The following is a 14,935-nucleotide window of genomic DNA, read 5'->3' on the forward strand; positions in this document are numbered from 1 at the left end:
AAGGTTTAGGTCTGGAGCATTGTCTTCGAGGCCTAAACCATTTTGCGTATATAGCGAGTACATACGCCAACACTATTTTTTTAATCATAATTCCGTCCATTGATGTTATCAACACAAGCTGAAAGATTAAATTTCTCATCTATTGTAAATAGAACAGAATATCCAGATTTCTTGGATATTCAGATAAAATCCTTCCAGGATTTTTTCCAGTTAGAAACGAAATCAGAAGAAAGAGGTGATGAAGGGCTCTACAATACCTTCATGGAAAACTTTCCAATCACAGATTCACGTAATCAATTCGTACTAGAATTTTTGGATTACTTTGTAGATCCACCTAGATATGCTATAGAAGAGTGTATTGAGCGTGGACTTACGTATAGCGTTCCGCTTAAAGCGAGGCTAAAATTATATTGTACAGACCCTGAACATGAGGATTTCGAAACTATTGTTCAAGATGTATATTTAGGTACTATCCCGTACATGACACCTTCTGGTACATTCTGCATAAATGGTGCCGAACGCGTTGTTGTATCTCAATTACACCGTTCTCCTGGTGTGTTTTTCGGGCAGTCTTTTCATGCCAATGGTACGAAATTATATTCTGCAAGAGTAATTCCTTTTAAAGGCTCTTGGATTGAATTTGCGACAGACATCAATCAAGTGATGTATGCCTATATCGATAGAAAGAAAAAATTACCTGTAACAACATTGTTTAGAGCTATTGGCTTTGAACGTGATAAAGATATTCTTGAAATCTTTGATCTCGCAGAAGAGGTGAAAGTTTCAAAAACAGGCTTAAAGAAATATTTAGGACGTAAATTAGCAGCACGTGTGCTTAATACGTGGCACGAAGATTTTGTAGATGAAGACACTGGAGAGGTGGTGTCTATTGAGCGTAACGAAATTGTGCTTGACCGTGATATTGTTCTAGACAAAGAAAATATTGAAGAAATTCTTGAAGCCGAAGTAAAAACCGTGCTTTTACACAAAGAAACTTCAGAGCAAGGCGATTATGCTATTATCCATAACACCCTGCAAAAAGATCCAACAAACTCTGAGAAAGAGGCTGTTGAACATATTTATAGACAACTACGTAATGCCGAGCCGCCAGATGAAGAGACAGCACGTGGTATTATAGACAAATTATTCTTTAGTGATCAACGTTACTCTTTAGGTGAAGTAGGTCGTTACAGAATGAATAAAAAGTTAGGTTTAGATATTGGAATGGACAAGCAAGTGCTTACCAAAGAAGATATTATAACCATCATAAAATATTTAATTGAGTTAATCAATTCTAAAGCAGAGATTGATGATATCGATCACCTATCAAACCGTCGTGTACGTACTGTTGGTGAACAGTTATCATCTCAGTTTGGCGTTGGTTTATCACGTATGGCGAGAACTATTCGCGAACGTATGAACGTTCGTGATAATGAGGTGTTTACGCCAATAGATTTAATTAATGCTAAGACGCTATCGTCTGTTATTAATTCGTTCTTTGGGACTAACCAACTGTCTCAGTTTATGGACCAAACCAATCCACTTGCCGAAATTACGCACAAGCGTCGTTTGTCTGCTCTTGGACCAGGTGGGTTATCTCGTGAAAGAGCAGGTTTCGAAGTTCGTGATGTGCATTACACACATTACGGTCGTTTATGTCCTATTGAAACGCCAGAGGGACCAAATATTGGTTTGATCTCGTCACTATCCGTATTCGCTAAAGTGAATAGTATGGGCTTTATTGAAACACCTTATCGAAAAGTAACCGATGGGGTTGTAGATATTAAAAATGCCCCAGTGTACTTGAGTGCAGAAGAAGAAGAAGATAAATTAATCGCACAAGCTACAGTTAAGGTAGATCATGATGGGAAGATTTCGCACGATAAGGTTATTGCTAGAATGGAAGGCGATTTCCCTGTTATCGAACCAGAAGAATTGCACTATACAGATGTTGCACCAAATCAAATTTCATCGATCTCGGCGTCGTTAATTCCATTCTTGGAGCACGATGATGCGAATAGAGCCTTGATGGGATCTAACATGATGCGTCAGGCGGTACCGTTGTTGCGAGTAGATGCTCCAATTGTGGGTACGGGCTTAGAGCGCCAAGTGGCATCAGATTCACGTGTATTAATAAATGCTGAAGGTAATGGTGTAGTGTTGTATGTTGATGCTAACGAAATTAAAATACAATACGAAAGAACCGAAGATGAAGCTAAGGTAAGTTTTGATAGTGATACCAAAACCTATAAATTGGTTAAATTTAGAAAAACCAATCAAGGAACCACTATAAACCTGAAACCAATTGTGGTTAAAGGTGATAAAGTAACTAAAGGTCAGGTGCTTTGTGAAGGTTATGCTACACAAAAAGGCGAATTAGCTTTAGGTAGAAATATGAAAGTGGCCTTCATGCCATGGAAAGGATACAATTTCGAGGATGCCATTGTAATTTCAGAGAAGGTTGTACGTGAAGATATTTTCACTTCTATTCATATCGACGAGTATTCGTTAGAAGTAAGAGATACTAAATTAGGTAACGAAGAACTAACAAACGATATTCCTAATGTTTCAGAAGAGGCGACAAAAGACCTAGATGAGTACGGTATGATTCGCGTTGGAGCCGAGGTAAAACCTGGTGATATCTTAATAGGTAAAATTACACCTAAAGGAGAATCAGATCCAACACCTGAAGAAAAATTACTACGTGCTATATTTGGTGATAAAGCAGGCGACGTTAAAGATGCTTCTTTAAAGGCTTCACCGTCATTACACGGTGTAGTTATTGAAAAGAAATTATTTTCAAAAGCCGTTAAAGACAAACGCAAAAGAGCGCAAGATAAAGACGATATTCTGCAATTAGAAGGTCGTTACGATGCTAAGTTTGATGAATTAAAAGCCGTTTTAATCGAAAAGCTTTTCGCTATTGTAAATGGCAAAACGGCGCAAGGTATTTTTAATGATTTAGGTGAAGAAGTATTACCAAAGGGTAAAAAATTCACACTTAAAATGTTAAATGCCGTCGATGATTACGCACATTTAGTATCTGGAAAATGGACAACCGATGACTATACTAATAAGCTTGTTGCCGATTTAATACACAACTATAAAATTAAAGAAAACGACCTACAAGGGGCTTTACGTCGTGAGAAGTTTACTATTTCTGTAGGCGATGAGTTACCATCGGGAATTATAAAACTTGCCAAAGTTTATATTGCTAAAAAGCGTAAACTAAAAGTTGGTGATAAGATGGCGGGTCGCCACGGTAACAAAGGTATTGTTGCACGTATTGTACGTCAAGAAGACATGCCTTTCTTAGAAGATGGAACACCTGTTGATATTGTTCTAAATCCACTTGGGGTACCATCCCGTATGAATATTGGTCAGATTTACGAAACCGTTTTGGGTTGGGCTGGTCAGAAATTAGGTCAAACTTATGCAACACCAATTTTTGATGGGGCGGAGATTGATCAAATTAACGAACTAACCGATAAAGCTGGAATTCCAAGATACGGGCATACGTACCTGTACGATGGAGGAACCGGACAGCGTTTCGATCAACCAGCAACTGTTGGGGTGATTTATATGCTTAAACTAGGGCATATGGTAGACGATAAGATGCACGCGCGTTCTATTGGACCTTACTCATTAATTACACAGCAACCGCTTGGTGGTAAAGCACAATTTGGTGGACAGCGTTTTGGTGAGATGGAAGTTTGGGCACTTGAGGCTTATGGCGCATCAAGTACCTTACGTGAAATTCTAACTGTGAAATCTGATGATGTCATTGGAAGAGCCAAAACTTACGAAGCAATTGTAAAAGGCGAACCAATGCCAGATCCAGGATTACCAGAATCCTTCAACGTACTTATGCACGAATTGAAAGGTTTAGCGTTGGATATCAGATTAGAGGAGTAAAAAAATAGTTGGCAGTCGCAACGTTCAGAATTTAGTTTAATCGACGCTCTGAACGTTGAGACCAAGACTGAAAACTTAAGAAAATGGCAAAAAAACAAGATAAGTATACTGTAAAGAGATTTAACCAAATCTCTATTGGTTTAGCCTCACCAGAATCTATTTTAGCAGAATCAAGAGGTGAAGTTTTAAAACCAGAAACTATTAATTATCGAACGCACAAACCAGAGAGAGATGGTTTGTTTTGCGAGCGTATATTTGGCCCTGTTAAGGATTACGAATGTGCTTGTGGAAAATATAAAAGAATTCGTTACAAAGGTATTGTTTGCGACCGCTGTGGTGTAGAAGTAACCGAAAAGAAAGTTCGTCGCGACCGTGTGGGGCATATCGACTTAGTTGTTCCTGTAGCTCATATTTGGTATTTCCGTTCTTTACCAAACAAAATTGGGTATTTATTAGGCTTACCGTCTAAGAAGTTAGATATGATTATCTACTACGAACGGTATGTGGTAATACAACCTGGAAATGCTAAAAATGAAGAAGGTGAGCCATTACAAAAATTGGATTTCCTTACCGAAGAAGAATACTTAAATATTCTTGAAACTCTTCCTCAAGATAATCAATATCTAGAAGACACCGACCCTAATAAGTTTATTGCAAAAATGGGAGCCGAGTGTTTAATCGATCTTTTGGCTAGAATTGACTTAGAAGCACTGTCTTACGAGTTGCGTCATAAAGCCAATACAGAAACTTCTAAACAACGTAAAACAGAAGCTTTAAAACGCTTACAGGTTGTTGGTGCGTTGCGCGATTCAAATAAAAATCGAGAAAATCTTCCAGAATGGATGATTCTAAAAGTGATTCCTATTATTCCGCCAGAATTACGTCCATTGGTACCGTTAGATGGTGGTCGTTTTGCGACTTCAGATTTAAACGATTTATACCGTCGTGTAATTATTCGAAATAATCGTTTAAAGAGACTGGTGGAGATTAAAGCTCCTGAAGTTATTTTACGTAACGAGAAACGTATGTTACAAGAATCTGTAGATTCGTTACTTGATAACACACGTAAATCTTCGGCTGTAAAAACAGATTCTAACAGACCGCTAAAATCCTTATCCGACTCCTTGAAAGGTAAGCAAGGGCGTTTTCGTCAAAACTTACTAGGTAAGCGTGTCGATTATTCTGCGCGTTCTGTAATTGTTGTGGGACCAGAATTAAGGTTGTTCGAATGTGGTATCCCTAAAGATATGGCAGCCGAATTATACAAACCTTTTGTCATTAGAAAACTAATTGAAAGAGGTATTGTAAAAACTGTAAAATCTGCAAAGAAAATTATAGATAAAAGAGAACCTGTAGTTTGGGATATTTTAGAGAATGTTTTAAAAGGACATCCAATCCTTTTAAACCGTGCACCTACATTACACAGACTCGGTATTCAAGCTTTCCAACCAAAATTAATTGAAGGAAAAGCGATACAATTACACCCATTAGTATGTACAGCATTTAACGCCGATTTTGATGGTGATCAAATGGCAGTACATTTACCTCTTGGTCCAGAAGCTATTTTAGAATGTCAATTATTAATGTTGGCATCTCATAATATATTAAATCCAGCTAATGGATCTCCAGTAACGGTACCATCACAAGATATGGTATTGGGGCTTTATTACATGACTAAGTTACGCAAGTCTACACCGGAGGTTCCAGTTAAAGGTGAAGGATTGACGTTCTATTCTCCAGAAGAAGTAATTATTGCTTACAACGAGAAAAAAGTCGATTTAAATGCTGGTATTAAAGTAAGAACCATCGATATTAATGCTGATGGAAAATTAGCACCAGCAATTATAGAAACTACAGTAGGGCGTGTGTTATTTAACCAACATGTACCAGAAGCTGCTGGATATATTAATGAGGTCCTTACCAAAAAATCTTTAAGAGATATTATTGGTAATATTTTGAAGTACACTTCGGTTCCAGAAACCGCAGATTTCTTAGATGCTATTAGAACCTTAGGATTTAAATTTGCATTCCAGGGCGGACTATCATTTAGCTTAGGGGATATTATTATTCCACCAGAAAAGCAAAACATGATTGATAAGGCTAACGGATTAGTTGATGGTATTACCGGTAACTACAACATGGGACTTATAACCAATAACGAGCGTTATAACCAGGTTATTGATATTTGGACCTCTACCAATGCCGAGTTAACAGAACTTTCTATGAAACGAATTCGAGAAGACCAACAAGGGTTTAACTCGGTGTATATGATGTTAGATTCTGGAGCTCGTGGATCGAAAGAACAAATTCGTCAGCTAACAGGTATGCGTGGTTTAATGGCTAAACCAAAAAAGACCAGTGCTGGTGGTGGAGAAATTATTGAAAATCCAATTCTTTCTAACTTTAAAGAAGGTCTTTCTATTTTAGAGTACTTTATTTCTACTCACGGTGCCCGTAAAGGTCTTGCAGATACCGCTCTTAAAACTGCCGATGCTGGTTATTTAACACGTCGTTTAGTGGATGTCTCTCAAGATGTTATTGTGAATTCTGAAGATTGTGGCACTTTAAGAGGTGTTGAAGTTGAAGCGCTAAAAAAGAATGATGAAGTTGTTGAGACCTTACAAGAAAGAATTGTAGGACGTGTATCTTTAAACGATGTTTATGATCCGTTAACAGACGAATTATTAGTCTCTGCTGGTGAACTCATTGAAGACGATATCGCCAAGTCTATTGAGGCTTCTCCAATTGATGCTATAGAAGTACGTTCGGCATTAACTTGTGAGGCTTTAAAAGGTATTTGTGCTAAATGTTACGGTCGTAACCTAGCAACTGGTAAAATGGTGCAACGCGGTGAAGCCGTAGGGGTTGTGGCAGCACAATCTATTGGAGAGCCAGGAACTCAGTTAACATTACGTACTTTCCACGTAGGTGGTATTGCAGGAAGCATTTCAGAAGATAATAAATTAGCTGTAAAATTCGACGGTATTGCCGAAATTGAAGATTTAAAAACAGTTAAAGGTAAAGATACAGAAGGAAACGACATCGATATTGTTATTTCTCGTACTTCAGAAATTAAGCTTGTAGATAAGAAAACAGGTATTGTTTTAAGTACCAACAATATCCCTTACGGTTCTACCATATACATTAAAAATGGCGACACACTAAGTAAAGGCGATGTGGTTTGTTCTTGGGATCCTTATAACGGTGTTATTATATCAGAATTCGCTGGTAAGGTGCGCTATGAAAATATTGAACAAGGGGTAACCTACCAAGTAGAAATTGATGAGCAAACTGGTTTCCAAGAGAAAGTAATATCCGAATCTCGAAATAAGAAGCTCATACCTACACTTCATATTGAAGATGCTAAAGGGGCCGTGATTCGTTCGTATAACTTACCAGTTGGAGCACATATTATGATTGATGATGGTGAGGATATTATAATTGGTAAAATTTTAGTAAAAATACCTCGTAAATCTGCTAGATCTGGTGATATTACTGGAGGTTTACCACGTGTAACAGAGCTTTTCGAAGCGCGTAACCCTTCAAATCCAGCAGTTGTAAGTGCTATTGATGGTGTGGTATCTTTCGGAAAAATTAAACGAGGAAACCGTGAGATTATAGTAGAGTCTAAAACCGGAGATATTAAGAAATACTTAATTAAATTATCGAGTCAGATTCTGGTTCAAGAAAATGATTTTGTAAAAGCAGGTATGCCTTTATCAGATGGATCTATCACGCCAAACGATATTTTAAATATAAAAGGCCCTTCTGCGGTACAACAATATCTAGTTAACGAAGTACAAGAAGTATATCGTTTACAGGGCGTGAAAATTAACGATAAGCACTTCGAGGTTGTTGTAAGACAAATGATGCGTAAGGTTAGAATTATTGACTCTGGTGATACCATGTTCTTAGAAGATCAATTGGTTCATAAATCAGATTTCATTAAAGAAAATGATGAGATTTTTGGTATGAAAGTGATTGAAGATGCTGGAGACTCTACAAACTTAAAAGCGGGACAAGTCGTTTCGCCAAGAGAGTTAAGAGACGAAAATTCTATTTTACGAAGAGAAGATAAAAATCTTGTAGTCGCTAGAGATGTACAACCAGCTACAGCAACACCTATACTACAAGGTATTACTAGAGCATCGCTCCAAACAAAATCATTTATTTCTGCAGCGTCGTTCCAAGAAACTACTAAAGTTTTAAACGAGGCCGCTGTAGCAGGAAAAGTAGATGCCTTAGAAGGACTTAAAGAAAATGTAATTGTTGGTCATAGAATTCCAGCAGGTACAGGTATGCGTGATTATGCGGATATTATTGTAGGTTCTAAAGAGGAATTTGATGAAATGATGCAAGTAAAAAAAGAATTAAACTATAACTAATATTTGGTATTCCCGCGAAGGCGGGAATCTCATAAATAAGAGTTCTATGATAAATAGAAACTAACAAAAAGCCTTCATGTAGATTACTTGAAGGCTTTTTTATTTAAACAACGATATATTATTAATAAGTCTTTCACTTTCGTGGAAGTACATAAACTAAATTACAATGGCAGACGAAAAAGAGAAACAAAAACAGGGACAGATTAATATCGAATTGGATGAGGCTGTTGCAGAAGGTATATACTCTAATTTAGCTATTATAAATCACTCAATATCCGAGTTTGTAGTCGATTTTGTGAGCATTATGCCTGGCGTTCCCAAAAGTAAAGTAAAATCAAGAATTATTTTAACACCACAGCATGCTAAACGTTTGCTAAAAGCTTTAAACGATAACGTAGCTAGATTTGAATCTACTCACGGCGAAATAAAGGATTATGAGCAACCGCCAATGCCTTTAAATTTTGGACCTACTGGTCAAGCCTAAAAAAACTGGTTCTAACATGAATATTGTGGAAACTAAATTTCGATTGCCGGACTTTGCGATTTAAGACATAAAACTAAAGCATTGGTGATAATGGTTTTTATTTCGGAGGAATCGAGCTGTCAAATTGTCATCAATCGAGGATCTTAGTTCCTTTTGTTCTATGTCCCATTAAGTACATAAAAACTCCTACCCACAGAAATAATAGTAGAACAAAAAAGCCTTTAAAATACACTTTTAAAGGCTTTTTGTTGATATTATACCAATGTTGTTTTGAAATGTCGTATGGTTAATTTGGTATCATATCTTGTATTAACAAAATCTAAACCTGTACTAGTCGAATTCAGATGTGAAGTGAAACTTGACGTTCGGATACTTTTGCTGTGTCATTTGTAAGGAAAATGCAGAGTCGGCCAAAAACACCAATTGATCTTGTTTGTCTTTAGCAAGATAACGTTGCTTAACCCGCACAAACTCTTTGTATTCCTCCGATTTCGCGTTTTTAGGATCTACCCAGCAGGCTTTAAAGACATTTAAATTCTCATAAGTACATTTCGCACCGTATTCATGCTCTAATCGATATTGAATCACTTCATATTGTAAAGCGCCCACGGTACCTATTACTTTTCTTCCGTTAAGTTCTAAAGTAAATAATTGTGCAACGCCTTCATCCATTAACTGGTCAATTCCTTTATAAAGCTGTTTAGATTTTAATGGGTCGGCATTATTAATATATCTAAAATGCTCTGGAGAGAAACTTGGTACACCCTTATAATTTATAATTTCGCCTTCGGTTAAGGTGTCTCCAATTTTAAAATTCCCGGTATCGTGAATACCAACAATGTCTCCGGGGTAAGAAGTATCTACAATTTCTTTTTTCTCGGCAAAAAAGGCATTCGGACTAGAAAATTTCATTTTCTTTTTGTTCCTAACATGTAAATATGGCTTGTTTCTTTCAAACATACCAGATACAATTTTTATAAAGGCTAAACGGTCTCTATGGTTTGGATCCATATTGGCGTGTATTTTAAAAACAAAACCAGTAAAGGCTTTCTCATCTGGCTTAACTAGACGCTCTTCACTTTGTTTTGCTCTTGGTTTTGGGGCTATTTCAACAAAGCAATCTAATAATTCTCTTACACCAAAGTTATTTAAAGCAGAACCGAAGAAAACGGGTTGTAAATCGCCTTCTAAATAGGCTTCCTTATTAAAATCTGGATAAATACCTTCTACAAGTTCAATTTCTTCTCTTAATGTTTCGGCGGCCTTTTCACCAATTAGGTCGTCTAATTTATTAGAAGATAAATCTGATATTTCAATAGTTTCCTCTATATTCCTTCTGCTATCACCGCTAAATAAATTAACATTTTTTTCCCAAATATTGTAAATGCCTTTAAAATCGTAACCCATTCCTATAGGGAAACTAAGGGGCACCACTTTTAGTCCTAATTTTTGTTCAATTTCGTCTAATAAATCAAAGGCATCTCGACCTTCACGATCCATTTTGTTAATGAACACAATCATCGGGATTTTTCTCATGCGGCAAACCTCAACTAATTTTTCAGTCTGTTCCTCAACACCCTTAGCGACATCTACAACAACAATAACACTATCAACAGCAGTTAATGTTCTAAAAGTGTCTTCGGCAAAATCTTTATGTCCTGGTGTATCGAGAATATTAATTTTTATCGCATTATATTCAAAAGCTAAAACCGAAGTAGCAACCGAGATACCACGTTGGCGCTCGATCTCCATAAAATCACTGGTTGCGCCTTTTTTAATTTTATTACTTTTTACAGCACCAGCCTCTTGAATAGCACCACCAAAAAGTAATAATTTTTCTGTAAGGGTTGTTTTTCCAGCATCTGGATGTGCAATAATTCCAAAGGTTCGTCTGCGTTGTATTTCTGATAAAAAACTCATATATTAATTGTAAATGGGTTGCAAAGATACTATTAATAGTATCAATTAAAATACAGCGCTTTTTTATTTTTATGTTAAGTTTAATAACATTTCAATATTTACTTGGTATTTTTACAAAACAGGACTCACTTAAAAAAAAAATCTAATTTTTTAATGAAGGGATTCAGAGTTATTACAACAAGATATAATTAAGTACAAGATGCAGATTAAAGAAGAACAAGTAATTCTGGTAGACCAAAATGACAATCAAATTGGGCTCATGCCAAAAATGGAAGCACATGAAAAAGCCTTGTTGCACAGAGCCTTCTCAGTTTTTATTTTTAATGACAAGAATGAATTGATGCTACAACAACGCGCATTACATAAATACCACACGCCTGGACTTTGGACCAATACCTGCTGTAGCCATCAGCGTGACGGAGAGAGCAATATTGAAGCAGGCAAGCGTCGTTTAATGGAAGAAATGGGTTTTGTAACCGAGTTGAAGGAGACCACTTCGTTTATTTATAAAGCACCTTTTGACAATGGTTTAACAGAGCATGAATACGATCACATTATGGTAGGACATTACAATGATGCACCTCATATAAATCCTGATGAAGTTGCCGATTGGAAATGGATGCCATTAGAAGATGTTAAAAAAGATATTGCGTTACAACCAGAGCTTTATACAGCTTGGTTTAAGATTATTTTTAGTAAATTTTACGACCATATTAATCTAAAAACATGAAAGTAACTATAAGCAGAAGAGCACACTTTAATGCGGCGCATAGGCTGTATAGAAAAGATTGGACAGACGAGAAAAATTTTTTGGTTTTTGGAAAATGTAGTAATCCTAATTTTCATGGACATAATTACGAACTCATCGTTAGTGTTACTGGAGAAATTGACCCAGAAACAGGCTATGTAATCGATGTTAAAATTTTAAAAGACATTATTAAAAACAAAATTGAAGATGCCTTCGATCATAAAAACCTAAATATAGAAGTTCCAGAATTTAAAGATTTAAATCCAACAGCCGAGAATATTGTTGTTGTAATTTACAACAAAATTAAACCGGAGTTAAAAGCCCATTTAGATTTAGAAGTTATACTTTACGAAACGCCTAGAAATTTTGTAAGCTACTCTGGGAATTAGGCTATACTTTTTAGGTCTTAGTGGTTTAATTTATAAGATTATAAGTTGTTCTAAAAATACTGTACCTGATAACAGATATTATTTAATAAATTACCTATTTTTGTGGCTAAATAAAATTACAATTTATGGCAAATGTTAGAAACCTAAAGAAAGACATTAATTATGTTTTAGGTGATATTATTGAAGCAGTTTATGTTTGGGAGTATACAAACAAAGATAAAGAAGCTAAAGCGGGAGAAGCAATTATTGATGAAGCTATTGAGACATTCGATTCTTTAATAGCTCGAGTAAATGCTAAGCATGTTGAAAATCCGAAAGCTCATTTTAAAGCTATTAATGCCGACTTAGAAGAAAGAGGAAGAGCATTAATCGATAAAATAAATAAATTAGGATAATTTTTTAACTTATTGTTTGCAAATGATAATTTTGATATTATATTTGCACTCGTTAAAAAAAGCCGATGTAGCTCAGCTGGCTAGAGCAGCTGATTTGTAATCAGCAGGTCGTGGGTTCGAGTCCCTCCATCGGCTCAAAAAAAAACCTTTCTAATCAGAAAGGTTTTTTTGGTTTTAATACTGGCCTAGTCTAAATATCCTATTCGATAAATATTTAGAACTATGTAGTATGGTGCTTAGTTGTTTTGATCAGTTTCTTTTATGTTATCTATAAATAGTTGTAATTCTTTTCCGTATTTCGAAGCTTTTACTTCTGGTGTTAAGACCTTATTTATAGTATCTAAAAGCTTAATATTTGCATTGTAAATTTCTGTTAATGCTAAATATGGAGCTACTTCACTATCTTTATTATTGATCGCAAAATTTACGGTATAAAGGTACTTTCGTTTTAGCAAATTGTTACTTTCGGTATTAATTAAAGTTAGTTTTGTAGTATCGCCCGCTTTTAGAGCGTCAAACTTTTCTTTTATTAAATCTAAATTTCTGCTGTTTAATTTAGCTATCATCGTTTTGTAGTCTTCCCATGTGCTGTGTTGGTTCGAACCTTTAATTTTAGCGTCGAAAACAAAGTTTTTTAATGTTGTATTAATTTCTGTAACCCCTTTATCTGCGAAAAAAGCAATGGCATCATCTTCATCCGTATTTTTATTTAAAAACAAATAAAGTACTTCGGGAGATTCTAAGGACGTATGGAGCTCAAATGAGGAGTTTCCATTTATTAATACCGAATCTAGAGTAATTAGTGTGGTGTCTTTTATTTTTTTTAGATAAACAGCTCCTTTTTTTAACCCCTTAATATTAGTTTTTACTGTTAAATCAGGTGTTTTGGCACAGGAAATTACTAATAGTAATGCGGTGAAAATGTACAGTTTTTTCATAATTGGTTTTTTAATTAAGAGGCAAATATCTTATAAAAATATATTAAATACTAGTACTAGGAATTCTTTTGTGAACTTTACTGTTACCGTGATTCATTTTAATAAGGCGATATTAAGAGTTTGGCATAGTAATTGTTTTATGTTTTGTAGCATTTAAAAACATAGGTTTATTGAGTGGTTACTTTAAACTTTAAAATGCTATTCATATTTTTGGTTAGTTAGTTTAGTTAGAAGAAACACCTTTTTTAAGGTGTTTTTTTTTTGTTTAAAAAGTTTCGTTGGGGCTCAGGTCTGTTTTAATTGAATCTTTTAAATGTTAAAATTATGTGTATTTGATCGAAATAAAAAGCTTTTCGTCGATATTGCAAGTATGGTTTTGTATATTTATTCCGGATTGAAGAAATAATGTATTTTTTAGTTCAATGGATTTTTTAGTTAATTTGTATTTGCAAAAGTAGTATTCATTTCTATTTAATATTATAAATGCAGATAAAAATAAACCGGGTTTGAGGGAACTCGGTTTTTTTTATATTTATTAATTTCGCTTGTAAGGATTAGACTAGTTTTTTGTTATGGTTAAAAGATTTTTGTTCGCAATTCTTTTTGTTATAGGTACTTCAATGGTATTCGCGCAATTACCCAATGGGTTTGTTTATGCAAAAGATGTGATTCCAGATCTAGATGTAGAATTGCGGTATTATACATCGAATAATTTTGTGGGCAAACCAATCGATGGGTATAAATCAAACCGACTTATTCTTACCAGACAAACTGCCGTGGCTTTAAAGTCTGTTCAAGAAGAATTACAGCATATTAATCTGTGTATTAAGGTATACGATGGGTATAGACCACAGCGGGCTGTAAACCACTTTATACGTTGGGCAAAACAATGGAAAGACACCATTAATAAGGCTGATTTTTATCCAAAAGTAAAAAAGAAAGATTTATTTAAATCGGGATATATTGCGAGCAGATCTGGCCATAGTAGAGGTAGTACAGTAGATTTAACCATTATTGATGGCAATACTGGTGAGCCTTTAGACATGGGAAGCCCTTATGATTTTTTCGGAAGAGAATCTTGGGTTAATTATTCTGGTATTACTGCAAAACAAAAAGAAAATAGACAACTTCTACAAACTGTCATGTTAAAACACGGGTTTAGAAATTACTCTAAAGAGTGGTGGCATTTTACGTTGCGACACGAGCCTTTTCCTAAAACGTATTTTGATTTTATAGTGAAATAAAAAGCGATTGACTTAAAAAAAGAAAATCGCATTCTAATTACGTGGGTATTGTTTTAATCTTTATCTAAGTTTTTAGTGATGAAAAAACCAATTAACAAGCCTGCTCCGGCCATTAAGAAAATTGAACCTGGCATGGCAATTTCAGATGCTACATTAAGGTTTTTCCAAAGTATTCCTCCTAACACAATACCTAATCCAATTCCCATGGATAATAAAGCAATATTTAGAATTAAAACTTTCCATATTGGTGCTGCTTGTTCTTTTTTTCCTTTAACAAAAATACTGGCATCGGTACCTTTTTCAATAAGGGCTAAACGCTCTTTATTGCGGGTTGAAAAATATAAATAAAACACCCCGAAGATTGTACCAAATATAACTGGTATGATAATTAACTCTGATCCCATAATGATTCGTTTTTAATTGATTAAATTTATTGCACTCTTAATTTATAGACGATGTATTTTAAATGTTGGTTACATTTTTATCAAACAAAATGTTTAACAAATACTTGTAACCT

Annotated in this window: 10 protein-coding genes and 1 tRNA gene; 8 read left to right on the forward strand and 3 right to left on the reverse strand. The window is 35.1% G+C overall.

The window, feature by feature from the left end; all coding sequences use genetic code 11:
• Window positions 1-102: 102 nt before the first annotated feature.
• The 3 genes from rpoB to FEZ18_RS09515 all read left to right on the forward strand — a co-directional run bounded on the left by rpoB (window position 103) and on the right by FEZ18_RS09515 (window position 8,784).
• Window positions 103-3,915 carry a DNA-directed RNA polymerase subunit beta gene (gene rpoB, locus FEZ18_RS09505; protein ID WP_153268085.1) on the forward strand — a complete coding sequence of 1,271 codons (3,813 nt, stop codon included), beginning with the start codon at window positions 103-105 and terminating at the stop codon, window positions 3,913-3,915.
• Window positions 3,916-3,998: 83 nt separating this feature from the next.
• Complete coding sequence (gene rpoC, locus FEZ18_RS09510) at window positions 3,999-8,300, forward strand: DNA-directed RNA polymerase subunit beta' (protein WP_153268086.1); 4,302 nt, start codon at window positions 3,999-4,001, stop codon at window positions 8,298-8,300.
• Between the two features lie 166 nt (window positions 8,301-8,466).
• Window positions 8,467-8,784, forward strand: coding sequence for a DUF3467 domain-containing protein (locus FEZ18_RS09515; RefSeq protein ID WP_153268087.1), 318 nt, complete (start codon window positions 8,467-8,469; stop codon window positions 8,782-8,784).
• Window positions 8,785-9,114: 330 nt separating this feature from the next.
• Here FEZ18_RS09515 and FEZ18_RS09520 read toward each other — a convergent pair whose 3' ends face one another.
• Complete coding sequence (locus FEZ18_RS09520) at window positions 9,115-10,704, reverse strand: peptide chain release factor 3 (RefSeq protein WP_153268088.1); 1,590 nt, start codon at window positions 10,702-10,704, stop codon at window positions 9,115-9,117.
• A gap of 205 nt (window positions 10,705-10,909) precedes the next feature.
• Between FEZ18_RS09520 and idi the strand changes: the two genes are divergently transcribed.
• The 4 genes from idi (at window position 10,910) to FEZ18_RS09540 (ending at window position 12,371) form a co-directional block, all read left to right on the forward strand.
• Window positions 10,910-11,434, forward strand: coding sequence for an isopentenyl-diphosphate Delta-isomerase (idi, locus tag FEZ18_RS09525; RefSeq protein ID WP_153269098.1), 525 nt, complete (start codon window positions 10,910-10,912; stop codon window positions 11,432-11,434).
• Entirely contained in the window at window positions 11,431-11,841 is a 411-nt protein-coding gene (locus FEZ18_RS09530; protein WP_153268089.1) for a 6-pyruvoyl trahydropterin synthase family protein, read from the forward strand. Before idi ends, FEZ18_RS09530 begins: the two co-directional genes overlap by 4 nt.
• 125 nt (window positions 11,842-11,966) lie before the next feature.
• Entirely contained in the window at window positions 11,967-12,236 is a 270-nt protein-coding gene (locus FEZ18_RS09535; RefSeq protein ID WP_153268090.1) for a hypothetical protein, read from the forward strand.
• A 61-nt stretch (window positions 12,237-12,297) separates the two neighbouring features.
• Window positions 12,298-12,371: transfer RNA gene (locus FEZ18_RS09540), tRNA-Thr, on the forward strand.
• Between the two features lie 101 nt (window positions 12,372-12,472).
• Here the strand turns inward: FEZ18_RS09540 and FEZ18_RS09545 are convergent.
• Window positions 12,473-13,174 carry a DUF4369 domain-containing protein gene (locus tag FEZ18_RS09545; RefSeq protein WP_153268091.1) on the reverse strand — a complete coding sequence of 234 codons (702 nt, stop codon included), beginning with the start codon at window positions 13,172-13,174 and terminating at the stop codon, window positions 12,473-12,475.
• 572 nt (window positions 13,175-13,746) lie between these two features.
• Here FEZ18_RS09545 and FEZ18_RS09550 point away from each other — a divergent pair.
• A complete protein-coding gene (locus FEZ18_RS09550; RefSeq protein ID WP_153268092.1) occupies window positions 13,747-14,418 on the forward strand; it encodes a M15 family metallopeptidase in 672 nt (223 codons plus the stop codon).
• 53 nt (window positions 14,419-14,471) lie between these two features.
• Here the strand turns inward: FEZ18_RS09550 and FEZ18_RS09555 are convergent, their stop codons facing one another.
• Window positions 14,472-14,822 carry a DUF6249 domain-containing protein gene (locus FEZ18_RS09555; protein ID WP_153268093.1) on the reverse strand — a complete coding sequence of 117 codons (351 nt, stop codon included), beginning with the start codon at window positions 14,820-14,822 and terminating at the stop codon, window positions 14,472-14,474.
• Window positions 14,823-14,935: the final 113 nt, after the last annotated feature.

It is taken from the genome of Oceanihabitans sp. IOP_32 (genome assembly GCF_009498295.1).
In the GTDB taxonomy this organism is placed as follows: Bacteria; Bacteroidota; Bacteroidia; order Flavobacteriales; family Flavobacteriaceae; genus Wocania; species Wocania indica.